17 protein-coding genes are annotated in these 22,104 nt (G+C 66.3%); 8 read left to right on the forward strand and 9 right to left on the reverse strand.

What is annotated here, in order from left to right; genetic code table 11:
- Positions 1-81: 81 nt before the first annotated feature.
- Entirely contained in the window at positions 82-1,359 is a 1,278-nt protein-coding gene (locus tag ASC92_RS27530; protein ID WP_056522600.1) for an SGNH/GDSL hydrolase family protein, read from the reverse strand.
- A gap of 108 nt (positions 1,360-1,467) precedes the next feature.
- On the opposite strand from ASC92_RS27530, the gene ASC92_RS27535 reads away from it, so the two are divergent.
- Positions 1,468-2,394: a LysR family transcriptional regulator gene (locus tag ASC92_RS27535; RefSeq protein WP_056522603.1), complete on the forward strand. Its 927-nt coding sequence runs from the start codon at positions 1,468-1,470 to the stop codon at positions 2,392-2,394.
- Here ASC92_RS27535 and ASC92_RS27540 read toward each other — a convergent pair.
- The 3 genes from ASC92_RS27540 to ASC92_RS27550 are packed head-to-tail and all read right to left on the reverse strand — an operon-like array spanning position 2,370 to position 5,217.
- On the reverse strand, positions 2,370-2,654 hold the full coding sequence (locus ASC92_RS27540; protein WP_056522607.1) for a hypothetical protein: 285 nt from the start codon (positions 2,652-2,654) through the stop codon (positions 2,370-2,372). The two genes, ASC92_RS27535 and ASC92_RS27540, sit on opposite strands and share 25 nt — an antisense overlap.
- Before the next feature lie 44 nt (positions 2,655-2,698).
- Positions 2,699-4,225 carry an amidase gene (locus tag ASC92_RS27545; RefSeq protein ID WP_056522611.1) on the reverse strand — a complete coding sequence of 509 codons (1,527 nt, stop codon included), beginning with the start codon at positions 4,223-4,225 and terminating at the stop codon, positions 2,699-2,701.
- A gap of 8 nt (positions 4,226-4,233) precedes the next feature.
- Positions 4,234-5,217 carry a Bug family tripartite tricarboxylate transporter substrate binding protein gene (locus tag ASC92_RS27550; protein ID WP_056522615.1) on the reverse strand — a complete coding sequence of 328 codons (984 nt, stop codon included), beginning with the start codon at positions 5,215-5,217 and terminating at the stop codon, positions 4,234-4,236.
- A 143-nt stretch (positions 5,218-5,360) separates the two neighbouring features.
- Between ASC92_RS27550 and ASC92_RS27555 the strand changes: the two genes are divergently transcribed.
- Positions 5,361-6,272 (forward strand): LysR family transcriptional regulator, encoded by a 912-nt coding sequence (locus ASC92_RS27555; protein WP_056522757.1) that lies wholly within the window; start codon positions 5,361-5,363, stop codon positions 6,270-6,272.
- An 8-nt stretch (positions 6,273-6,280) separates the two neighbouring features.
- Here ASC92_RS27555 and ASC92_RS28980 read toward each other — a convergent pair whose 3' ends face one another.
- The gene (locus ASC92_RS28980) at positions 6,281-6,676 is read right to left on the reverse strand and encodes a response regulator (RefSeq protein WP_056522619.1); all 396 of its coding nucleotides are present in this window, start codon (positions 6,674-6,676) and stop codon (positions 6,281-6,283) included.
- Positions 6,677-6,741: 65 nt separating this feature from the next.
- On the opposite strand from ASC92_RS28980, the gene ASC92_RS27565 reads away from it, so the two are divergent.
- Together ASC92_RS27565 and ASC92_RS28405 are read left to right on the forward strand one after the other, a co-directional pair.
- Entirely contained in the window at positions 6,742-7,863 is a 1,122-nt protein-coding gene (locus tag ASC92_RS27565) for a sensor histidine kinase (RefSeq protein WP_056522621.1), read from the forward strand.
- Positions 7,864-8,013: 150 nt separating this feature from the next.
- Complete coding sequence (locus ASC92_RS28405) at positions 8,014-8,277, forward strand: hypothetical protein (protein ID WP_200936051.1); 264 nt, start codon at positions 8,014-8,016, stop codon at positions 8,275-8,277.
- Here ASC92_RS28405 and ASC92_RS27570 read toward each other — a convergent pair.
- The gene (locus tag ASC92_RS27570) at positions 8,242-9,030 is read right to left on the reverse strand and encodes a response regulator (RefSeq protein WP_056522760.1); all 789 of its coding nucleotides are present in this window, start codon (positions 9,028-9,030) and stop codon (positions 8,242-8,244) included. The two genes, ASC92_RS28405 and ASC92_RS27570, sit on opposite strands and share 36 nt — an antisense overlap.
- Positions 9,031-9,433: 403 nt before the next feature.
- Between ASC92_RS27570 and ASC92_RS27575 the strand changes: the two genes are divergently transcribed.
- Positions 9,434-12,682, forward strand: coding sequence for an autotransporter outer membrane beta-barrel domain-containing protein (locus tag ASC92_RS27575; RefSeq protein ID WP_056522625.1), 3,249 nt, complete (start codon positions 9,434-9,436; stop codon positions 12,680-12,682).
- Positions 12,683-12,937: 255 nt separating this feature from the next.
- On the opposite strand, the gene ASC92_RS27580 is transcribed toward ASC92_RS27575, so the two are convergent.
- The 3 genes from ASC92_RS27580 to ASC92_RS27590 all read right to left on the reverse strand — a co-directional run bounded on the left by ASC92_RS27580 (position 12,938) and on the right by ASC92_RS27590 (position 17,062).
- On the reverse strand, positions 12,938-13,435 hold the full coding sequence (locus ASC92_RS27580; RefSeq protein ID WP_235506026.1) for a MarR family winged helix-turn-helix transcriptional regulator: 498 nt from the start codon (positions 13,433-13,435) through the stop codon (positions 12,938-12,940).
- An 86-nt stretch (positions 13,436-13,521) separates the two neighbouring features.
- Complete coding sequence (locus ASC92_RS27585) at positions 13,522-15,438, reverse strand: tannase/feruloyl esterase family alpha/beta hydrolase (protein WP_082519752.1); 1,917 nt, start codon at positions 15,436-15,438, stop codon at positions 13,522-13,524.
- Between the two features lie 163 nt (positions 15,439-15,601).
- Positions 15,602-17,062 (reverse strand): efflux transporter outer membrane subunit, encoded by a 1,461-nt coding sequence (locus tag ASC92_RS27590; protein ID WP_056522635.1) that lies wholly within the window; start codon positions 17,060-17,062, stop codon positions 15,602-15,604.
- Between the two features lie 118 nt (positions 17,063-17,180).
- On the opposite strand from ASC92_RS27590, the gene ASC92_RS27595 reads away from it, so the two are divergent.
- The 3 genes from ASC92_RS27595 to ASC92_RS27605 all read left to right on the forward strand — a co-directional run bounded on the left by ASC92_RS27595 (position 17,181) and on the right by ASC92_RS27605 (position 22,078).
- Positions 17,181-17,798, forward strand: coding sequence for a TetR/AcrR family transcriptional regulator (locus ASC92_RS27595; RefSeq protein ID WP_056522638.1), 618 nt, complete (start codon positions 17,181-17,183; stop codon positions 17,796-17,798).
- 81 nt (positions 17,799-17,879) lie between these two features.
- Complete coding sequence (locus tag ASC92_RS27600; protein WP_056522642.1) at positions 17,880-19,004, forward strand: efflux RND transporter periplasmic adaptor subunit; 1,125 nt, start codon at positions 17,880-17,882, stop codon at positions 19,002-19,004.
- Positions 19,001-22,078 (forward strand): efflux RND transporter permease subunit, encoded by a 3,078-nt coding sequence (locus tag ASC92_RS27605; protein ID WP_056522645.1) that lies wholly within the window; start codon positions 19,001-19,003, stop codon positions 22,076-22,078. The genes ASC92_RS27600 and ASC92_RS27605 overlap by 4 nt, the downstream gene beginning before the upstream one ends.
- Positions 22,079-22,104: the final 26 nt, after the last annotated feature.

Here is a 22,104-nt window from a genome sequence, read left to right on the forward strand (position 1 = left end):
TGGAGACGACGAATTCTAGGCAAATACTGTGTTTGTGTACAGTATGTTTCCGGGCTCGCGAACCCTGAGGAAAGCCGCTCTCTAGGGCTGGACGGATGCGCCGAGCAAGGCATCCAGGTCGATGGCCGCCGCCATCGCCTTGTAGCCGGCATCGCCTGGATGCAGGTGGTCGCCCGAGTCCATTGCCGCCTTCAACCGCGAGGGGCGGGCCGGGTCGCGCAGCAGCGCATCGAAGTCGACGACCGCGTCGAACACCTTGCTCTCGCGAATCCAGCGGTTCACGGCCTGGCGCACCTTGTCCTTGTCGGGCGAATAGTGGCCTTCGAGCGGCGTGCCTTCCAGCGCGCGTTCGGTCGGCGCGATGGTGCCGGCCATGATGCGCACGTTGTGGGCATGGGCCATCTCGGCCAGTTGCCGCAGGCCCTGGATGACGGCTTGCGCGCTCACCGCGGGCTCGTTCGGTGCGAAGGGGCCGCCGGGCCAGCCGATGTCGTTGGTGCCCAGCAGCACGACCATGGCGCGCACGCCGGGCTGGCTGAACACGTCGCGGCCCGCGCGCTCCAGGCCGGCGCGGCCCATGCCGTCCTTCAGCAGGCGGCCGCCGGAGATGCCGGCGTTCAGCACCGCGACGCCGCGGCCCGCCAGCCGTTCGGCCAGCGCGTCGGGCCAGCGGGTGTTGGCGCCGGGCGTGGAGCCGTTGCCGTCGGTCAGCGAATCGCCGAGGGCGACGACGGTGATCGGCGCTTCGGGCGTCTCGACGATGAGGCCGCTGACGTAGGCGCGTGTGCTCCATTGCGTTGCGGCCACTGGCAGGCGCATGGCACCGGTCAGGTCGCCGTCGGCCACGTAGGCTGCCTGGCGCGCATCGAAGTGAAAGCCCGCGGGCTGGCTGGGCCGAGGCAGGTAGAGCGACACGGCCACCTCGGCGAGTGCGGGCACCGCGATGTCCACCGGGTCGCTGACCAGCCGCGCGCCCGGCGGGATGGTGACTTCGGCCTGCCCGCCGAAGCGCAGTGGCCGGTCGCTGCCTTCGACCACCGCCGAGCCCTCGGCATGCCGGGCCACCCGCGCCGCGCCGATGTGCAGCGGCGTGGCGCCGCCTTCGTTGCTGATCGCCACGCGCAGCCGCGAGCCGCCGATGCTCAGCCGCGCCACCTGCCGCACGGTCTGCCGGTTGAACTGGAACGGCAGGCCGGTGGGCAGCACGAAGTCGCCGCTCCAGATCGGCTGCGTGCTGGACATCCAGCTGGGGCTCCAGTGCGTGGCGGCGGGTTCGGCGGACGAGGCGACAGCCATGCCTGCCAAGATGAGTGCGAGGGCGCCGCGGCGCAGGATCGATGCGAATTTCGGGGTTGCCATAGGAAGTCCTTGGATGAGCGGTGAAGCCAGGACTCGACTTTCTTTCATGCGCATCCGGATGGGTAGACGGCAGAATGACATGCAGACCATTCCATATCCGAATACACCATGGACACCCTGCGCGCCCTCGAAGCCTTCGTGCACAGCGTGGAGCTGGGCAGCCTGTCGGGCGCGGCCCGCGCGCTCGGCACCACGCAGCCGACCGTCAGCAAGCTGGTCGCGGGGCTGGAACGCTCGCTCGGCGTGCGTCTGCTGCGGCGCACGGCGGCCGGCCTGAGCCTGACCGAGGAGGGGCAGCGCTTTCACGAGCGCGCACGGCGCATGCTGGAGGACTACGGCGACGCGGTGTCCGATGTGCGCGAAGGCATCCAGCAGCCGCGCGGCCTGCTGCGCATGAGCGCGCCGGTGACGCTGGGCCAGCGGCATCTCAATGCGATGGCGCTGGAGTTCCTGGGCCTGTATCCGGACATCGAACTGGAACTGGTGCTCGACGACCGCTTCGTCGATCCGCTGGAGGAACGCATCGACGTGTCGCTGCGCGTCGGCGGCGCCTTGCCGCCCGACCTCGTTGCCCGCCACCTGGGCACGTGGCCGCGCGTGCTGGTCGCCTCGCCCGACTACATCGCGGCGCGCGGCAAGCCGCGCAAGCCGCAGGACCTGCTGGCGCACGATTACCTGCGCTACGCACCAGGCGACGATGGCGTGCTGCTGCAAGGCCCTGAAGGCTCCGTCACGGTGCCGGTGGGCAGCCGCTACCGCGTGAACAACGCGGTGGCTTTGCTCGACAGCGTGCTCGGCGGCGCGGGTATTTCGCTGCAGCCCACCTGGATGGTGGCCGACCTGCTCGCGCAAGGCCGGCTGGTGCGCGTGCTGGGCCGCTACACAGGCCCGCCGCAGGAGGCGCACCTGCTGTATGCCTCGCGCCGCCACCAGCCGCTGCGGGTGCGGGTGCTGGTGGACTTTCTGTCGGAGCGGGTGGCGAAGCTGCCGGGCGCCTCCCGCGCGGCAGGTCAGTCGAGGCGGATCTCGAAGTAAGCCTCGTCGGCTTCTCCGAGCGCGCGGAAGCCCGCGGTCTTCGCGGCTTCGTAGGCCTTGGCCCAGGTGGCGGCCAGTGCGAGTTCGTCCTTGGTGAGTTCGTCGGCGCTGGACTCGCTGGCGTTCTCGAAAGCCTTCAGCGCGGGTTCGACGCTGTCGCCCAGCAGCTTGTCGAGTTCACGGCGAAAACGCGATTCCGCGGTGGCGATGACGTCGGCCGGGGCGTCGGGAAAGTCGACCAGTTTCACGGTGTAGCTCATGGCCGGATGCTACGTGATGCAGGTGACGGGAGCGGCACCTTCGCTCAGACGACCGACACAGCGGCGGACCCCGCGGCGCGGCTGTCGAAAATCGGCGGCGTCTTGACGATCGACGTCAGCGCGGGCTCGGCCGCGCGCAACGAGGCCAGGTCTGGACGCGGACGGCGCAACTGCGCATCCGACGAAAAAGCCGCCTCCATCGCATGTGCCGCAACCAGCACCTGGTGGTCGGCCCTGAACCCACCCACGATCTGCAGGCCGAACGGCATGCCCGCGTGGTCCACGCCGCAGGGCAGCGAGATCGCCGGGTGCGTCGTCAGCGTGACCACGTAGGTCAGCGCGAGCCAGCGGTAGTAGTTGGCCTGCGCCTCGCCATTGATGGTGTCGGCGTACAGCTGCGTCCACGGGAAGGGCGAAACCGGCGTGGTCGGCGACAGCACGAGGTCGTAGTCGGCGAAGGTTGCCTGGAAGCGCTTGAGCAGCCGGGTCTGCTCGGCCTGCGCCCAGGCGCTGTCGAGCAGGCTCATGCGTGCGCCCATCTCGTAGTTGGCGCGCGGGTTGGGGCCCAGGCTGTTCGGGTCGCGCTCGTAGGCTGCCTGCATGCCCGCCACGAAGGCCTCGGCGCGCAGCACGTCGAAGCAGCGATGCGCTTCGCCCATGTCGAACTCGACGTTGTCGCAGCGGCGAAACAGGTGCCGCATGGCCTCGATCTTCCGGCGGAAGGTGGCGCGGATGCCGTCGTCCACAGCGCAGGTGCCGAAGTCCTCGGTCCACGCCACGCGCAGGTTGGCCAGGTCGACGCGGGCCGGCACGAGAAATGACAGCGGGTCCAGTGGGTAGCTCAGCGGGTCGCCGGCGTTCGCGCCCGCGGACGCCGCCAGCTGCAGGCAGGCGTCTTCCACGCTGCGGCCCATGGGGCCGACCACCGAAATGGGCGTCCAGCCCAGCGGCTTGCGCACGCTCGGCACGATGCCCGGCGAGGGACGGAAGCCCACCACGCCGCACTTTGCGGCCGGAATGCGCAGCGAGCCGCCGGTGTCGGAGCCCGTGCACACGGGCAGCATGTCGCAGGCCAGCGCAGCCGCCGAGCCGCCGGAGGAGCCGCCGGCATTCAGGTTCGGGTTGAAGGGGTTGCCGGTCGCGCCCCACACGTCGTTGCGCGAGTTGGCGCCCGCGCCCATCTCGGGCACGTTGGTCTTGCCCGCCACGATGGCGCCCGCGCGGCGCAGCCGGGCCACGAGCTCGATGTCTTCCGTCGGCACATGGTCGCGGTAGATCGCCGAGCCCCAGGTCGTGAGCAGGCCCTCGGTGGGCTCCAGGTCTTTCACGCCCAGCGGCAGGCCATGCAGCAGGCCGAGCGTGTCGCCGCGCAGGACGGCGCTTTCCGCCGCCTTGGCCTCGGCGCGCGCTCGCTCGAAGCAGGTGGCGGTCACTGCGTTGACGAAGGGATTCACGCGTTCGATCCGCCCGATGCACGCCTCCAGCAGTTCGACGGGCGAGACCGCCTTGCTGCCGATGAGGCGGCGGAGTTCGACGGCAGACTTCTCGACGAGCTCTGTGCCGGTGTTCATGTGGTTCATCAGTCGGCAGTGATGTTGGCGCGCGCCGCAACGGCGCGCATCAAGGGCAATTCACGGGTGATCAGCTCGCTCGCCGCGGCGGCGTTGCTGTAGGTCGGCTCCAGGCCCTGGGCCAGCAGCTTGGTGCGTGTGTCGGGGTCGGCGATGGTCACTGCCAGCGCCTTCTCGAGCTTGGCCTTGAGGTCTGCGGGCAGGCCCTTCGGCGCGGCCACCATCAGCCACGAGTCCATGTCGATGCCGGCGTAGCCGCTCTCGGCGAAGGTGGGCACGTCGGGAAGCAGCGCGGAACGCTTCGCGGTGGTCAGCGCAATGGCCTTGATCTTGCCGCTCTTGAGCTGGGGGATGGCCGCGCTCACCGTGTCGATGCTGAACGGAATCTGTCCGCCCATCAGGTCGGTCATTGCGGGCGCGCTGCCCTTGTAGGGCACGTGCGTCATCTTCAGGCCGGTGGCATGCAGCATGGTCTCGCCAGCAAACTGGGCCGTCGTGCCGGTGCCGAAGGAGCCGTACGAGTATTTGCCCGGCGCGGCCTTCACGTAGTCGACGAACTGCTTCACCGTCTGCACCGGCACCTCGCTGTTGGCCAGCAGGATCAGCGCGACGCGCCCCGCGATGCCGATCGGCTCGAAGCTCTTCACCGGGTCGTAGGGCAGGTTGGAGCGGATCGCCGGGTTGACGGTGAACGTGGAGCCCGAGCTGATCAGCAACGTGTAGCCGTCGGGCGCCGCCTTCGACACATAGCTTGCGCCGACGACGGTGCCCGCGCCGGCGCGGTTCTCGATGATGACGGGCTGACCGAGCTCCTTGCCGAGCCGCTGCGCAATCACGCGGCCATTGACGTCCGTCGCGCCGCCGGGCGGGAAGGGAATCACCAGCGTGATGGGGCGCGACGGGAAACCCGTGTCCGCGGCGAGGGCGGTCAGCGGTGCAAGACCAAGGCAGGACAGCAGGGCCGTGCCGACCATGAGCGGGAGACGGTTCATCGGGGTACTCCTGGAGCTAGAGGGGCGAATGAGGTCATCCTAGGAGCGGCGGGGCACTGCTACAAGCGCAATGTTTAGAATTGTCGATTGCCGATTCGGCAATCGACGCAGGCCGCTTGCGGCCGCACCAACCGGGAGAATCCATGCCAGTTCGCGCCTTGCAGGAAACCGCGGTCCGGTACTTTCTAGAGGTTGTGAAGACCGGTTCCGTGAAGGACGCCGCGCTCAAGCTCAACGTTGCGCCCTCGGCGGTCAGCCGACAGGTGGCACGGCTGGAGCGGGAGCTCGACACGCTCCTGTTCGAGCGCCACGCGCGTGGCATGGTGCCCAATGCGGCTGGCGAGATGCTGGCCGCGCACGCCAAGCGGGCGCAGCAGGACATCGAGCGGGTCACCAACGACATCGCCGGCCTGCGCGGCCTGCGCAGCGGGCATGTACGCGTGGCAAGCACCGAGGGTTTCGCCTTCGACTTCATCCCGACGCTGATTGCGCAGTTCCGGCAAAAGCACCAGGGCATCCGCTTTCACCTCGAGGTCTGCTCCCTTGGAGATATTTCGAGGCGTGTGCGCGACGGCGAAGCCGACGTGGGCATCACCTTGAGCGCAGTGCCCGAGCCCGGCATCGAGATCGAACTGCGGCACCCCAGCCCCATCCTCGCCGTGATGGCGAGGGACCATCCCCTGGCGATGCAGCGGCAGTTGTCGCTGCGCCAGGTGGTGGCATGTCCGCTGGGGCTGCCGCAGGAAGACAGCTCGATCCGGCGGCTGCTCGACGCCAGCTGCATCCGGCAGGGGCTGCGCTATGAGCAGGCCATGTCCAGCAACCATGCGAGTGCGCTGCTGAGCTTTGCGGCGGCCGGCGGCAGCATTGCCTTCTATGGTGCGCTGTCGATGCGCACGCTGTTGCGCAGCAAGGCGCTGGTCGCCATCCCACTCAAGGACCGCGAGATGAACGAGCGCCACCTCGAGATCGAGACCATGGCGGGGCGCTCGCTGCCCGATGCCGGGAAAGCCTTTGTGCGGTTCCTGGTCGAGGCAGTGAAAGCCTCGGGCTGATCCAACCGTCAGCCGGCCGGGTCGCGCCCGGATCGGGAGAGTTTCTTCTTCAACAAGCTGACAAGCCTGTCCATGTCGGCGGGCTTGCTGAGTTCATGGTCGAACGCGCCGGTTCCGCGAATGGCCGCCAGCCGTACCAGGTTGCCGGACAGCGCGATCAGGAAGGGCGCGGCGTCCGGGAACAAGGCTCTGAGAGCCCTCGCGAGCTTCTCGCCATCCAGGCCCGGCATCTCCAGGTCGAGAACGGCAGCATCGGGCCGTTGCCGGGACGCCAGATCGAGCGCGGCCTGCCCACCATAGGCAACGCGAACGGTCGCTTGCGGGAAATGAATGCCGAGAACCATGCCGAGAAGGTCCGCAGAATCCGTTTCGTCATCGACGACGAGGACAACTGGGTAAGTCATAGACCTCTTGCTTCCCGATGCCTTTGATGTAAGGTTTGCATTACAAAACCTGCAGGACACGCCCGATGCGACTTGCCATTTTTCTGGAGACGGCCCGCGAGCAGATTCTCGAAGCTGCCATTGCCTTTGCCGGAACCATTCCCGCTCTGCGCGACACCGAAAAGCAGATGTTGCGTGACCATTTGCCGCATGTGTTGAAAACCATTTCAGCGGATCTGCGCAGTACCCAGAGTAGGACGGAGTCGATAGCAAAGGCGCGCGGTGAGGCTGTGCCTTCCTCATTTCGGACTTCGGCCCAAACGCACGGGCTGATGCGGGCGCAAATGGGAATCTCCATCGAGCAGCTGGTGGCCGAGTTCCGGGCACTGCGCTCGAGCATTCTTCGCCTGTGGGGAGATGCATATCCGCCGGGGCCCGGTGCCATCGAGGAAATCACCCGTTTCAATGAAGCGATCGACCAGGCCGTGGCGGAGTCCGTGCAGTTTTATGCGCAAGAGCGGGAGCGGTGGCGGCAGATCTTTCTCGGGGTCCTGGGGCACGACCTGCGCGGTCCGCTCAATGCGATTGCGCTGACCGTCGAGCTGATGCGTGCGCAGGCGGAAGTCCCCTCGGCGCAAACGGCGTTGCTCGAGCGAGGCGTCAAGCGGCTGACGTCGCTCCTGGACTCCCTCCTGGAATGCAACAGGGCCAGCTTTGGTGCCGGCATGGTATTGCAGCGCGCACCGGTCGACGTGGCCGCAGCTTGTGCAGAGGAGCTGGAGCTGCTGCGGGCAGCCCACCCGAATGCCCGCATCCAGTATGAGGAACTCGGAGACAACAAAGGTGTTTTCGACACCTCGCGCGTGCGGGAAGCGCTTGGAAACCTGGTTTCCAACGCCATAAAACATGGGGACCCATCCGAGCCTGCCGTCGTGAGAGTCGAAGGCACCGATCAATCGGTTCGTCTCTCCGTGGAAAATGCCGGCGAGATTCCCCCTCACGAGATCGAATTGCTGTTCGAGCCTTTGCATCGGCGCAATGTGTCCTCGGCAAATGCGGAACGAACACATCTCGGGCTTGGCCTGTTCATCGCCAGGCAGATTGCCAGGGCGCACGGAGGGGAGACCACGGGAACCTGCTCGGGGCGGCACGTGTGCTTCACCATCGAACTGCCCAAGGTTGTTCTGCCAGCCAGCGACGAGTCGTAGTCGGGGCATGGGACTGGCGGGTCCAGCACCTCGCACCTCCTATAAATACGGGATGCGTGGAGCGGCTCCTTTGGGGTCAACTCGGACGTCAACAAGCATGCCGAAAGCGAAGCAATGTCGAGACGGACCATCCACAGTGCGACCATCACCTTGAAACTGCCATTCGACCTGGACGCCAGCGAAGAGGTCACTGCCCTTCGGGCTGCCGGCATCCCCGTTGACGCGCAGGGCAATGCAGAACGGGGCTTTCTCTTCGTCAGGTTCGGCGAGGGAAGGGGAAAGCAAATCAACATCTTTCGATGGTTTGCCGGCGGAGTGGGGCAAGACCATCGCGATTACGGCGCGGCATCTCGATCCCGCGAACACAGCGCCGCACTTTCAGGCGGCATGCTCAATGGCTGGATGCCCAACTAGCTTCGTGTCCAGGATAGGTGGACGGATAACCCCGCCTTCGCCGCTGGGCTCGAACATATACCCGACGCCCCAGACCGTCAGGATGTAAGAGAACGACCCGTCCTGCAATAGCTTTCGAAGCCGGGAGATCTGCACGTCCAGGCTGCGCTCGAAAGCGCCGAGTTCGCGGCCCCGTGCTACCTGAGCGAGTTTTTCCCGCGAAAGCGGCTGTCCTGCATGGCGAACCAGCACCTTGAGTATCGCGATCTGAACGGTTGTGATGCCCAGAATCCGCCCGTCCCTGCGAAGCGTGCGCGTGCCCAGGTTGAATTCGAACGGACCAAACCGGACCACCTCGTTTCTGCTCGAAGGGCCACCCGGCTCCTCCCTCGGAGGGCTGCGTCGCAGAATTGCCTGGATACGCGCTCGCATTTCCCTGGGATTGAATGGTTTGCGGACATAGTCGTCCGCGCCCATCATCAAGCCCGCAATTCGATCGGTATCTTGCGCCTGCGCACTCAGAATGATGATCGGGGTCCGGATGCCGTTGGCACGCAGCCGCTGGCAAATCGAAAAGCCGTCCTCGTCCGGCAGCAACAGGTCGAGCACGATGAGGTCAATGGCGCGGCGATGCAGGATCGACGAGAGCGATGCACTGTTCTCGGCCTCGAATACTTCGAAGCCCTCTTGTGAAAGATAGCTTCCTAGCAATTGCCGCACGCGGGGATCGTCATCAACAATCGCGATCGCGTCGGCTCGGGGGGCTATCGTCATTAAGCAAACCTTGTAAATGAGAGTCTTGGCCGGGTCTTGGTGTTGGGCGGGGTTATAGGGCTGCACCTATTAGTTGATCAAATCCATCAATTGCGGTCGAGAGGGCTATTTGAAGAGCAAAGAAGCCTTCCCGCGTGAGCCCGTTGCTTCTCATTGACGCAATAAATGGAATTCAGTCGCTCAAATTTCAACGTAATCCCGGAATCGATGCGGGGCGCAATAAAGACGAATGTGAATAAATTGTCATTCAGACGATCTAAGCGCAATTCGGGCTGAGGCGAAAGCTCCATTCATGATTGTTTGTATTTAAAGTCCGCGCCTCGCACAGGGAGGCATGGAGCACCGGAACACCGGCGCCCGCGTCCGCAGTTCTTGCGGAGCGCATTGCCAAGACAGACAGGTTATGAATCGGATTTTTCGCGTCATCTGGAACGACGCACTCGCCCTTTGGACCGTCGCTTCCGAACTGGGACGCGGCCACGCAAGATCAACCGCGGCCACGCACGGCACGGCCCTGTTCGCCGCCACTTTGCTGGCGGCTGCTTCCTTCCCCGCCTCCGCCGCATGTACGACAGACACGAATGCCAATGCAGTCAATTGCACGGGAAACCAGGCCACGACGGTAGGCGCGGGCGCGGCGACCACGCCGGGCATCTCGGTCACGGTCCACTCGGGCGCGACGGTCAGCACAGGCAACAGCTCGGGCATCAGCGTCGGCAACCAGGCCGCCATCGTGGTCCAGAACGGCGGGATCGTTCAGAACAACGCCCTCAACGGCGGCGCGTCGCCTTACCCGAGCATCGGTGCGAACACGATCGAGATCAACAACAACAGCACCGTCACCATCGATGCAGGGGGCTCAGTCACCGCCAGCGGCGCAGGTACCAACTCCGAAGCCATCAACCCCGTCGGCAGCGGAAACACCATCACCAACAACGGCTCGATCAGCTCCGCCCATACGGCGATCTGGTTCCAGGCGAGCAGCGGTTCCAATACCGTCGTGAACACCGGCAGCATCGTCGCCGGCGCCGGCACGAACTCGACCGTGACGACCGTCATCGGCGCCAGCGGCACGATGGCGGTCGATTTCACCAACAAGGGCAGCCTCGTCGGCTCGCTCGCTTTCGCAGGCGGCAGCGATGTGCTGCGCTGGTACACCGGTGCGACGATCACCGGCAACGTCAGTGGTGGCGCGGGCGCCGACCTGCTCACGCTCAACAGCGACAGCGGCGCGAGCGACACCTTCGCGCCGCTGTCTCTCTTCGGTTTCGAAACGCTGGTCAACAACAGCGGCACCTGGAACTTCAATGTCGCGCTGGCACCGGTGGGCATCACGAGCACCACGGTGCTGGGCGGAACGCTGATCCTGGGCGCCGACAACAGCGCTTATACGGGCAGCATGACCGTGGGCTCGGGCGGCGTGCTGCAGAGCAGCGCGCAGTTCGCGCCGGCGGCAATCACCGACAACGGACTCGTGCGCTTTGCCCAGCCTGACAACGCAACCTACGCCGGCCTGCTGAGCGGCACGGGCAGCATCGAAAAGACCGGCGCGGGCACGCTCACGCTGACGCAGGACCAGGCCTTCACCGGTACCACCACGATCAGCGCCGGTGTGCTGCAACTCGGCAATGGCGGCACCACGGGCTCCGTGACGGGCAACATCGTCAACAACGCGACGCTGGCCATCAACCGCTCGGACGCGTTCACACTGTCGAGCGCGATCAGCGGCACCGGCTCGCTCGTGAAAGAAGGCGCCGGCACCACGACGCTGACCGCGGCCAACAGCTACAGCGGGGGCACCGAACTCCGGCAGGGACGGCTGAACGTCGGCAACAGTTTCGCGCTGGGCACGGGCACGCTGGCGATGGACGACGGGACCACGCTCGGCTTCGCCGCCGACGGCCTGAACCTCGCCAACGCCGTCGTGCTGACCGGCAGCGACGATCCGGTCATCGACACCGGCAGCTTCAGCGCAGCGCTCAGCGGCAACATCAGCGGCAGCGGCTTCATCACCAAGCTGGGCAACGGCACCCTCACGCTATCGGGCGCCAACAGCTACACCGGCGCGACCGACGTGGCCGAAGGCACCCTGAGGGCAGGCGCGACTGGCACCTTCAGTGCGGCATCGGCACACACGGTGGAAAGCGGTGCCACGCTCGACCTCGCGGGCTTCAGCCAGACAGTGGCCTCGCTCGCCAACAGCGGCACCGTCTCGCTGGTGGGCACCGCACCGGGCACCACGCTCACCGTCACCGGCGCCTATGGCGGCAATAACGGCGTGCTGCGGCTGGGCACCTTTCTGGGCGACAGCAGCAGCGTGAGCGACCGGTTGGTGCTCGACGGCGCGAGTGCCTCGGCCAGCGGCCGCACCAGCGTGCAGATCACGCAACTCGGCGGCTTGGGCGCGCTGACCACCGGCAACGGCATCGAGGTGATCTCGGCGCGCAACGGTGCCACCACCACTGCGCAGACCACGAAGGACGCCTTCTCTCTCGCAGGCGGCCACGTCGATGCGGGCGCCTACGAGTACCGCCTGCATGCCGCCGACGCGAGCGGGGCCGGCGAGAACTGGTACCTGCGCTCGACCACCACGGCGACAGTATCGACGGCAACGCCTGCGACAGGCGCGGGCGGCTCGACAGGCGGCACCGGCAGCACAGGCCCGATCACCGTGCAAGTGCCAACCTACCGCGCCGAAGTCCCACTGCTGTCCGCATTGCCCAGCCAGGTGCGCCAGATGGACCTGGCCATGATCGGCAACCTGCACCAGCGCATCGGCGACGACGACGTCAAGGCCGGCGGCCCCGCATCGACCGGCACCGAGCGCCGTGCCTGGGGCCGCGTGATCGCCACCGACATCGACATCCGCCAGCAGGGCACCGTCAGCCCGAACAGCAAGGGCAACGTCAAGGGCTTCCAGGCCGGCACCGACCTCTTCGCCACCTCGAACTGGCGTGCCGGCGTGTACGTCGGCCAGCTCGACGGCGGCGTCAGGGTCAATGGCTTCGCCGGCGGCATTGCCAACCTGGCCGTCGGTTCCAACGACCTGCGCAGCCAGTACCTGGGCGCCTACGGCACCTGGACCGCCGATTCGGGCTTCTATGCCGATGCCGTGCTGCAGGCCGGGCGGCACCGCTACACCATCGAGCCGTTGTCGACCTCGCGCAACGCGGGCAAGGGCGACAGCCTGATGGCGTCCATCGAAGTGGGCCAGGCCTTCGCGCTAGGCGAGAGCGGCTGGAAGATCGAGCCGCAGCTCCAGCTGATCCACCAGCACATTGGCCTGGACACCATCGCGATCTCCGGTGCGAACGTGCAGCAGGACAGTGACGACGGCTGGATTGCGCGCGTCGGCGTGCGCCTGAAGGGCGAGATGGCCATGGCGCTCGGCACGCTGCAACCGTACGGCCGCTTCAACCTCTACAAGGCGAGCAGCGGTGCCGACGTGACCCGCTTCATCGGACCCGCCGCCACGACCGACATCACGGGCCGCACCGGTTCCACCGTCAGCGAACTGGCCGGTGGCCTCACCCTGGCGCTGAACCAGACGACCAGCATCTACGGCGAAGTCGGCAAGCTGTGGGCCTCGGGCGGCGCGACGGATGTGAAGACTTCCCTGCAGGGCTCGCTCGGGCTGCGCATGAAGTGGTGAAAACGCGCCGCGCCATGAATCAGTTCCTGGCGCGGTGCGGTGCTGCACTGGCAGCCGAGAAGAGCCTGGCCAAGACAGGAATTCAAAAGGTACTTCCCGTCGGATTGCTGGTTTCCATTCCGTGGGCGACGACGCTTGCGACAGCACTCATTCCCGGGACGTGGTTTGGCATCGCGATGGTTTGCTTTCGGGGTGGCATTTCAGAAGAAAAGCCTATAAATCCGAGCAGCCATAGTGCCGGCGGCATGGGAGGCCTCACACCCGCCGGTGCGCAGCCACCCGCTCGAGCAATTCGAACAGCATCCCTCGCTCGCCGGGCGTCAGGTGCGCCAGCAGATCGGCTTCCATCTTCGCCGCGACGGTCTCCGCCTTCTTGACGAGATCGCTGCCCTTGCGCGTGAGCCGTACGTGCGCCGAGCGGCGATCGGTCTCGCTGCGGCTGCGATTCAGCAGGCCGCGTTCCTCGAGCCGATCGAGCGTGATCGTGAGATAAGGCATCGACACGTACAGCGCACGCGCGAGCTGCTTGGGCGTCACATCGCTGTTCGAGTCGACCAGCACGAGCAGCGAGAACTCGACCCGCCGCAGGTTGAAGGGTTCGCCCACGTGCTTCTCGTAGAGGGCCGACGTGGGGATCGTGGCCTGCACGAGGCTGTAGCCCAGCAGCCGGCGCATGCGCTCGTCTTCCAGCCCGCTGCGAGCTGGATGGTGGGCGGGCTCATGGGAAGAAGAAGGCGGGGGGCGGGCCGTCATGGAGGCGGCCAGTGTAGCGGTCCGGCCGGACTGGTCGCACCGCCTGGCAGGCGCTGCGGCCGGGTCGCGGCCGGCAGCGCTCGCCCTCAGTTGGCGCAGACGAATTTGCCGGGATCGTTCTGTTCAAGCAGTGCCGCCGGCGCCGAGCCTGTGGCCCCGATGTACTGCGCGTATTGCGGGTAAGGGCACAGGGGCCGCACGCGCGAGGTCGTGCCCGCGGGCAGTGTCCAGCCGGCGGTGTCGGGATTGCCGGGCTTCGAGCTCGCGATCAGGCGATCGGGTGCCTTGCCTTTCTCGACCCAGTCGACCACCGCACTGAATACAGGGAAGGTATCGGTCGCGGGGCCGCCCGAGCAGTGGTTCATGCCGGGCACGGCGAACAGCCGCACGAAGTCTTTCACCGTGCCGTTCGCCGTGTTCCCGGCCAGCGAATCGACCCACTTGGCCGTGTAGTTGAATGAGAAGACCGGGTCGCTGGTGCCGTGGTAGAGAATCAGCTTGCCGCCCTTGCCCTTGAGCTTGGACATGTCGGTCGAGTGCGTGCCCATGAAGCTGTAGGCCGACTCGGTGTAGGTTCCATCGGTGGCCTTGATCTTCGGCGCGTCGGCATCCCAGTCGAAGCGCAACTGGAACTGCACCAGTGAGTTGCCGGTCGCCAGGCCCTGGGTCGGCGGGGTGGTGAAGATCAGCGGACCCGCGCCGCCGCCTAGGGTGGCGTTGATCGCATCGTTGGCGCCGGTCGTGCGGTAGCCGAAGCCAGTCTTCCAGATCTGCCAGCCGAAGGCGCCGATGCCTGCGTCCCAGGGCCAGTCCGAGTAGAGCGCGTCGCCGGCACTGTTCTTCACGCCGCCCATCACCTTCTGCATGGCCGTGACCTGGGCCGGAACGAGGCAGCCCGGCGCGCCTGGTGCGCCTGGTGCGCCGCAGGCCAGCGTACTGACATCGAAGGTGCAGGAGCGCTTGTTGATCATGCCGTCGACCAGCCCGTCGTCGGCATCGCACTTGGCCAGGACCGCTTGCTGCAGGGCCGCCCATTGCGCGGGCTGGAAGGCCGCATTCATCAGCGGGGTCGAGTTCGAAGCGCCGGGGCCGGTGGTTTCGAGAAAGCCCTGCGCTTGCGCTGCGGCCGAGAACTGCTGCGTGTCCCATGCCTCGGCGAGCCAGGCCTTCGGAAGATCCGAGCCTGGGTCTCCGGCGACCACGCCGTCGAACTCGTCGCCGAAGCGCTGCGAAACCATCATCGCTTCGCGTCCGCCTTCGGAGCAGCCCATGAAATAGGCGTAGTCCTGCTTCTTGGCGTAGTAGCGCGCGACCAGTTGATTCGCGAGCTGCTTGGTCTGGCCGATCGCGTTGTAGCCGAAATCCACGCGTGCCACGGGGTCGAGTCCGAAGGAGGCCGTGCCCGCATTGTTTGGATCGTTGTTGGTCGCGTTGCTGTGGCCGCTGTCGTTCGAGACGGTGGCATAGCCCGACAGCAGCGGCTGGATGGTTTCACCGTTGCTGATGGCGCCCGTGGTGTCTGGCACCGAGCCATCGGAGCCGCCGCCGCCGCTCACGAACATGCGGCCGTTCCACTGCGTCGGCAGGTTGATCTGGAACGCGATCGCATAGGTCGACATCGCGTCGGTCTGGCCCGCGGCCTGGAGGCCCTTGCGGCCGCCGTTGATGGTGCCGGCCACCGCGCAGTAGCTTTGCGGGTTGCCGCTCGCGTCGGTCGCGGTGGTCTTCGCGATCTTGGTCGAAGTGATGTTCACGGTGCGTCCCGCGGCCGAGAGCTCGGCCGACAGTGCCGCGACTGCGGCACAGCCGCCGGCTTCGTCGGGCGTGTTGAGCAGCGCGGGCTGTGCCACTGGTGCCGGCGCGGGCGGGGGTGCAGCGGGCGCGGGGGCAGGTGTCGGCAACAGGGTGAACGCGGAAGCCGCCCCGTCGCTCCCTCCGCATCCGCTTGCGGCGGCCGCCGCGACGACACAGGCCAGCAGCGGCCTCCAAGTAGGGGAACTCATTCGATTGTCTCCGGTTGTTAACTAATCTTCGAGACCGAACCCCTCGGCTCCCCTGGTGAAATTGGAGAAAACGAGTGATTCGGACAGGAGAATAGTTAACTTGCTTAATCAAATGCTCGGGATTTACCCGAGGCGTCAACGCGGCACGGCCATGCGGGCGTTTCTATTTGATTGCCACTGCTTCAGGTTCGCCGGCTTGCCAGCCACCGCCCAGCGCCTTGAAGGCTGTGACCGCGGCGCGTGCCGATTCGGTTTGCGCCTGTGCTCGCGCGTCGGTGACGCGCAGCAGGTTGTCGTCTGCCTGCAGCACTTCGATCAGGCTGACCACGCCTTTCTGGTAAGCCGCGAATGAAGCGCCTCGTGCGCGGCCGAGCGAGTCCACGCCCTGTGCAAGCAGGCTGGCCTGCTCCTCGCGCTTGACCAGGGCCGAGAAGGCGTTTTCCACGTCCTCGGTGGCACGCAGCACGGCCAGCCGATAGGCAGCGAGCATCTCCGCATCCTGACCCTTGGCCAGATCGATCTGTGCGTTGATGCGCCCGAAATCGAACAGGCGCCAGCGCAAGCCCAGCATGCCGGCAGCCTGGCTGGCATTGCTGCCGAACAGGTTGCCAGCGGACACCGACGTTGCGCTGCCGATCAATCCGCTCAGCGAGAGCTTGGGGTAGTACTCGGCAATGGCGACACCGATCCGGGCGTTCGACGCCGCAAGGCGGCGCTCGGCCGCGATCAGATCGGGCCGGCGCCTGAGCAACTCGCCCGGCGATCCCGCGGCCTTGATTTGCGGGGCGGTCGGGATGGCGCTGGCATCGGCCAATTCCGCCCGATGCGTGCCCGGGGGCAAGCCCAGCATCACATCCAGCGCGTTCATGGCAGAGTCCAGGCCCGCCTCCATGACCGGGACGGACGCCCCGACCTGGGCCAGCGCGCCCTCCGCCTGTCGCACCTGAAGTTCGGCCGCCAACCCTTTGCCGTAGAGGAGCTTGACGGTCGAGAGCAACTCCTGCTGCGTGCGCACCTGCCGCCGCGCCACGTCGAGCCGGGTCTGCAGCCCGCGGATGCTGATGTAGATGTCGGCGGTTTGTGCCGCCACGGTCAATCGCGTGGCGGCCGCGCCTGCTTCCGAAGCCTGGTAGTCGGCCTGCGCCGCCTCCCGCCCGCGGCGCAGGCCGCCGAACACGTCGAGTTCCCAACTTGCGCCGAGATTGGCTTCGTAGGAACTGCCGTAGCGATCGAAATTCGGCCTCGAGTTCAGCACCTGTCCCAGAGGCGTTTCCACCGACTGGTAGGCCCTGGCTGCCTGCCCGCTGATGTTTCCGGAAGGCAGCAAGGCGGCGTTCGCCGCCCCCAACCCCGCCCGTGCCTGCGCGACGCGGGCGGACGCCTGCGCGAGATCGAGGTTCTGCGCCAGCGCCAGGGTGACGAATCGGGCCAACTGCGGGTCGCCGAAGCCCGTCCACCATGCGAGCAGGTCGGCGTTGGCGGTGGCAGACCGTGCGTCGATCGCTGCCTGGCCCAGGTACTGTTGAGGGAGAGGCGTTTCGGGTCGGACATAGTCGGGGCCGACTGCGCAGCCTGCAGCGAGGCTGGCAGCGATGAGCGTGGCAAGGATGGTGCGTCTGAGCATGGGCTTCTTCCGGAAAGGAGAAAGAAAACGTCGTCGATGTGACGTCGCCGATGCCGTGACTATAATTCAAAATGGTCACTTGTTGTTGATTTCCCGATGAAGCGCTAAGCTCTCGGTCATGAGCAAAGCCACCATTTCTCCCGTTTCGGCGCGCGGCCCGGCCGACCACGAGGTGCGAGGCCAGATCGTTGCTGCAGCCACCGAGCACTTCAGCCGGTACGGCTACGAAAAGACGACCGTTTCCGATCTCGCCAAGGTCATCGGTTTTTCCAAGGCCTACATCTACAAGTTCTTCGAGTCCAAGCAGGCCATCGGCGAAATGATCTGCGCAAACTGCCTGCGTGAGATTCACGCCGAGGTGCGGGCGGCGATCGACGGGGCAGATCGCCCTCCAGAGAAGCTGCGCCGGATGTTCAAGGCCGTGGTCGAGGCAAGCCTTCGCCTGTTTTCCGAGGATCGCAAGCTCTACGAAATCGCGATCTCTGCTGCCACCGAGCGCTGGCAGGCGGCGCTCACGCACGAAGCGCAGATTCGGCAATTGCTCCAGGACATCCTGCGCGAAGGCCGGGAAATGGGGGAGTTCGAACGCAAGACGCCGCTCGACGAGACGGCTGCGGCCATCTACCTCGTCATGCACCCCTACATCAATCCGCTGCTCCTGCAACACAGCTTCGACTACACGGCGGAAGCGCCGGCGCAACTGTCCAGCCTGGTGCTGCGCAGCTTGTCGCCATGAGATTTATTCAATGTGACCATTGACTATATTTGTCACTAGAATCAGAATGGAGGTCCTGATCACTTCGTCACTGGGACCTCCATGCTTTGGCGCCGCCTTGCTATCTCTACAGTCATCTGCGCATTGCCCTTTGCGCTGGTCGCTTGCGGCGAAAAGGCGCCGTCCGATCCACGCACTCTGGCGCCTCAGGTGCGCGTCGCCACCGTCCAGGCGGCGAGCACCGCTTCGCGCGCCTTCACCGGCACCGTAGCCGCCCGGGTCCAGAGCGACCTGGGTTTTCGCGTTTCCGGCAAGGTGCTGGAGCGGCTGGTCGACACGGGGCAGGCCGTCAAGCGCGGCCAGCCGCTCATGCGCATCGACCCCGCTGACCTGAAGCTCGCGGCCCATGCGCAGCAGGAGGCAGTCGCCGCTGCGCGAGCCCGCTCGCAGCAGACGGCCGAGGATGAAGCCCGCTACCGCGACCTGCGCGGCACCGGCGCGATATCGGCATCGGCCTACGACCAGATCAAGGCGGCGGCGGACGCCGCCAAAGCCCAGCTCAATGCGGCCGAGGCCCAGGCCGACGTGGCCCGCAATGCGAGCCGCTATGCGGAGCTGGTGGCCGATGCCGATGGCGTGGTCATGGAGACGCTCGCCGAGCCGGGGCAGGTGGTCAACGCCGGCCAGGTCGTGGTGCGTCTGGCCCGCGCCGGCGCCCGCGAAGCGGTTGTCCAGTTGCCGGAAACCCTGCGCCCCGCCGTCGGTTCCGCCGGACAGGCCACGCTCTTCGGCAAACAGGATGTGACGGTGCCGACCACGCTGCGGCAACTCTCGGAGACCGCGGATCGGTTGACCCGCACCTTCGAGGCGCGCTATGTACTCAAGGGCGAACTCGCCAATGCGCCGTTGGGCGCGACCGTCACCATCCGGATTGCGGATGGACTTGCCTCCGCGCAAGGTGGCGTGCAAGTGCCGATCGGCTCCCTGTTCGACGCGGGCAAGGGGCCGGGCGTGTGGGTCATCAGCGGCGAGCCGGCCAAGGTCAACTGGCGGCCGGTCGCGGTGGAGCACATCGATGACGATGGCGCACACGTTGCCGGCGCACTCAAGCAAGGCGAGCGGATCGTCGCGCTGGGCGCGCACCTGCTGCACGAAGGCGAGCAGGTGCGTGTGGCGGGCCCGGCTGGCGCTGCTGCTGCTGTTGCTGCGGACGGAGTCCGTCCGTGAGCGAGGGCCGTTTCAACCTGTCGGCGCTCGCGGTGCGCGAGCGCTCCGTCACCCTGTTCCTGATCTGCCTGATCTCGCTGGCGGGTCTGGTTGCGTTCTTCAAGCTCGGCCGAGCGGAAGACCCGGCCTTCACGGTCAAGGTGATGACCATCATCACCGCCTGGCCCGGCGCCACCGCGCAGGAAATGCAGGACCAGGTCGCGGAGAAGCTCGAGAAGCGCCTGCAGGAGCTGCACTACTACGACCGTTCCGAGACCTACACCCGGCCCGGCCTGGCCTTCACCACCTTGACCCTGCTCGACAGCACGCCACCTTCGCAGGTGCAGGAGCAGTTCTATCAGGCCCGCAAGAAAATCGGCGACGAGGCCGGCAACCTTCCGTCCGGCGTGATCGGGCCCATGGTCAACGACGAATACGCGGACGTCACCTTCGCGCTGTACGCGCTCAAGGCGAAGGGTGAACCCCAGCGCCTGCTGGTGCGCGACGCCGAGACGCTGCGCCAGCGCCTGCTGCATGTGCCGGGCGTGAAGAAGGTCAACATCGCCGGCGAGCAGGCCGAGCGGATCTATGTCGAGTTCTCGCATGAGCGCCTGGCAACCCTGGGCGTCGCCCCGCAGGACGTGTTCGGCGCGCTCAATGGCCAGAATGCCCTGACGCCTGCGGGCTCCGTCGAAACCAAGGGTCCGCAGGTGTTCATCCGCCTGGACGGCTCCTTCGACGAGCTGCAGAAGATCCGCGACACGCCGGTCGTGGCACAGGGCCGCACCCTGAAGCTGTCGGACATCGCCACGGTCAAGCGCGGCTATGAAGACCCCGCCACGTTCATGATCCGCAACGGCGGCGAACCGGCCCTGCTGCTGGGCGTCGTCATGCGGGACGGCTGGAACGGGCTCGACCTGGGCAAGGCCCTGGATCACGAGGTAGGGGTCATCAACACCGAGCAGCCGCTGGGCATGAGCTTGAGCAAGGTCACGGACCAGGCTGTCAACATCAGTTCGGCGGTTGACGAGTTCATGGTCAAGTTCCTTGTGGCATTGCTGGTGGTCATGCTGGTGAGCTTCCTGAGCATGGGCTGGCGCGCGGGTCTCGTCGTCGCCGCCGCCGTGCCGCTGACGCTGGCGATCGTCTTCGTCGTGATGGCCGCGACCGGCAAAAACTTCGACCGCATCACCCTGGGCTCGCTGATCTTGGGACTGGGCCTCCTTGTGGATGACGCCATCATCGCCATCGAGATGATGGTGGTGAAGATGGAGGAGGGCTACAGCCGCGTCGCTGCCTCCGCCTATGCCTGGAGCCACACCGCGGCGCCGATGCTCTCGGGCACGCTGGTCACGGCCGTCGGCTTCATGCCCAATGGCTTCGCGCCATCGGCCGCGGGCGAATACACCAGCAACATGTTCTGGATCGTCGGCATCGCGCTGATCGCGTCCTGGGTCGTCGCGGTGGTCTTCACGCCCTATCTGGGCGTCAAGCTGTTGCCTGATTTCAAGAAGGTCGAGGGTGGCCACGCCGCGATCTACGACACGCCGCGCTACAACCGCTTCCGCCAGACGCTGGGGCGCGTGATCGCACGCAAGTGGCTGGTCGCAGGCTCGGTGGTGGGGCTTTTCGTGGTGGCGATCCTCGGCATGGGATTGGTCAAGAAGCAGTTCTTCCCGATTTCCGACCGCCCCGAAGTCCTGGTCGAAGTGCAGATGCCCTACGGCACGTCGATCACGCAGACCAGCGACGCCACGGCGAAGGTGGAAGCATGGCTGGCCAAGCAGAAAGAAGCGCAAATCGTCACGGCCTACATCGGGCAGGGTGCGCCGCGCTTCTACTTCGCGATGGGCCCGGAACTGCCCGATCCGTCATTCGCCAAGGTCGTGGTCCGCACAGGCAGCCAGGACGAGCGAGAGGCATTGAAGCACCGGTTGCGCCAGGCGATCGCCGATGGCTTGGCTTCCGAGGCGCGCGTGCGCGTCACCCAGCTCGTGTTCGGCCCGTATTCGCCATTTCCTGTCGCCTACCGCGTCACGGGACCGGACCCCGACCAGCTGCGCAAGATCGCGGCCGAGGTGCAGCAGGTCATGGATGCCAGTCCGATGATGCGCACGGTCCACACCGACTGGGGTGCGCGCACGCCCACGCTGCACTTCACCTTGCACCAGGACCGGTTGCAGGCCGTGGGGCTGAGCTCCAGCGCGGTCGCGCAGCAACTGCAGTTCTACCTGAGCGGCGCGCCCGTCACCGCCGTGCGCGAGGACATTCGCACGGTGCAGGTCGTGGCCCGCTCGGCGGGTGGCATCCGGCTCGACCCGGCCCGGATCGCGGACTTCACGCTCGCCGGCGCCAATGGCCAGCGCATCCCGCTGTCGCAGGTGGGCGAAGTGGATGTGCGCATGGAAGAGCCGGTCATGCGTCGACGCGACCGCATGCCGACGATCACCGTGCATGGCGACATCGCCGATGGCTTGCAGCCGCCGGACGTGTCGACGGCCATCACCCAGCGACTGCTGCCGATCATGGACAAGCTGCCGGCCGGCTACCGCATCGACCAGGCCGGCTCCATCGAGGAGTCGGAGAAAGCAACCAAGGCCATGCTGCCGCTGTTCCCGATCATGCTGGCGATCACGCTGCTCATCATCATCTTCCAGGTGCGCTCCATCTCGGCGATGGTCATGGTCTTGCTGACCAGTCCGCTGGGCTTGATCGGCGTGGTGCCTACCCTGATTCTTTTCCGGGAGCCATTCGGCATCAACGCGCTGGTCGGCCTCATTGCCCTGTCGGGCATCCTGATGCGCAACACGCTGATCCTGATCGGGCAGATCCACCACAACGAACAGGCGGGACTGGACCCGTTCCATGCGGTGGTCGAAGCCACCGTGCAGCGCGCGCGGCCGGTGATCCTGACGGCGCTCGCCGCGATCCTGGCCTTCATTCCCCTGACCCATTCGGTGTTCTGGGGAGCGCTCGCCTACACGCTGATCGGTGGCACCTTGGCGGGGACGGTCCTGACCCTGGTGTTCCTGCCGGCCATGTATTCGATCTGGTTCAGGATCAGGCCCGCCAGCGGCGGCCGGCCTGCGCACTGATCTGCCATTCACCTCATTTACCTGCA

Origin of the sequence: Variovorax sp. Root411 (assembly GCF_001425205.1) — a bacterium.
GTDB lineage: Bacteria > Pseudomonadota > Gammaproteobacteria > Burkholderiales > Burkholderiaceae_C > Variovorax.

Excerpts from the sequence above, each read along its gene's own strand:
- ASC92_RS27600 (WP_056522642.1), top strand. The coding sequence starts at position 17,880 with ATGCTTTGGCGCCGCCTTGCTATCTCTACAGTCATCTGCGCATTGCCC.
- ASC92_RS27565 (WP_056522621.1), top strand. The coding sequence starts at position 6,742 with ATGCGACTTGCCATTTTTCTGGAGACGGCCCGCGAGCAGATTCTCGAA.
- ASC92_RS27550 (WP_056522615.1), bottom strand. The coding sequence starts at position 5,217 with ATGAACCGTCTCCCGCTCATGGTCGGCACGGCCCTGCTGTCCTGCCTT.
- ASC92_RS27535 (WP_056522603.1), top strand. The coding sequence starts at position 1,468 with ATGGACACCCTGCGCGCCCTCGAAGCCTTCGTGCACAGCGTGGAGCTG.
- ASC92_RS27545 (WP_056522611.1), bottom strand. The coding sequence starts at position 4,225 with ATGAACACCGGCACAGAGCTCGTCGAGAAGTCTGCCGTCGAACTCCGC.
- ASC92_RS27530 (WP_056522600.1), bottom strand. The coding sequence starts at position 1,359 with ATGGCAACCCCGAAATTCGCATCGATCCTGCGCCGCGGCGCCCTCGCA.
- ASC92_RS28980 (WP_056522619.1), bottom strand. The coding sequence starts at position 6,676 with ATGACTTACCCAGTTGTCCTCGTCGTCGATGACGAAACGGATTCTGCG.
- ASC92_RS27590 (WP_056522635.1), bottom strand. The coding sequence starts at position 17,062 with ATGCTCAGACGCACCATCCTTGCCACGCTCATCGCTGCCAGCCTCGCT.
- ASC92_RS27575 (WP_056522625.1), top strand. The coding sequence starts at position 9,434 with ATGAATCGGATTTTTCGCGTCATCTGGAACGACGCACTCGCCCTTTGG.
- ASC92_RS27570 (WP_056522760.1), bottom strand. The coding sequence starts at position 9,030 with ATGACGATAGCCCCCCGAGCCGACGCGATCGCGATTGTTGATGACGAT.
- ASC92_RS27595 (WP_056522638.1), top strand. The coding sequence starts at position 17,181 with ATGAGCAAAGCCACCATTTCTCCCGTTTCGGCGCGCGGCCCGGCCGAC.
- ASC92_RS27580 (WP_235506026.1), bottom strand. The coding sequence starts at position 13,435 with ATGACGGCCCGCCCCCCGCCTTCTTCTTCCCATGAGCCCGCCCACCAT.
- ASC92_RS27540 (WP_056522607.1), bottom strand. The coding sequence starts at position 2,654 with ATGAGCTACACCGTGAAACTGGTCGACTTTCCCGACGCCCCGGCCGAC.
- ASC92_RS27585 (WP_082519752.1), bottom strand. The coding sequence starts at position 15,438 with ATGAGTTCCCCTACTTGGAGGCCGCTGCTGGCCTGTGTCGTCGCGGCG.
- ASC92_RS27555 (WP_056522757.1), top strand. The coding sequence starts at position 5,361 with ATGCCAGTTCGCGCCTTGCAGGAAACCGCGGTCCGGTACTTTCTAGAG.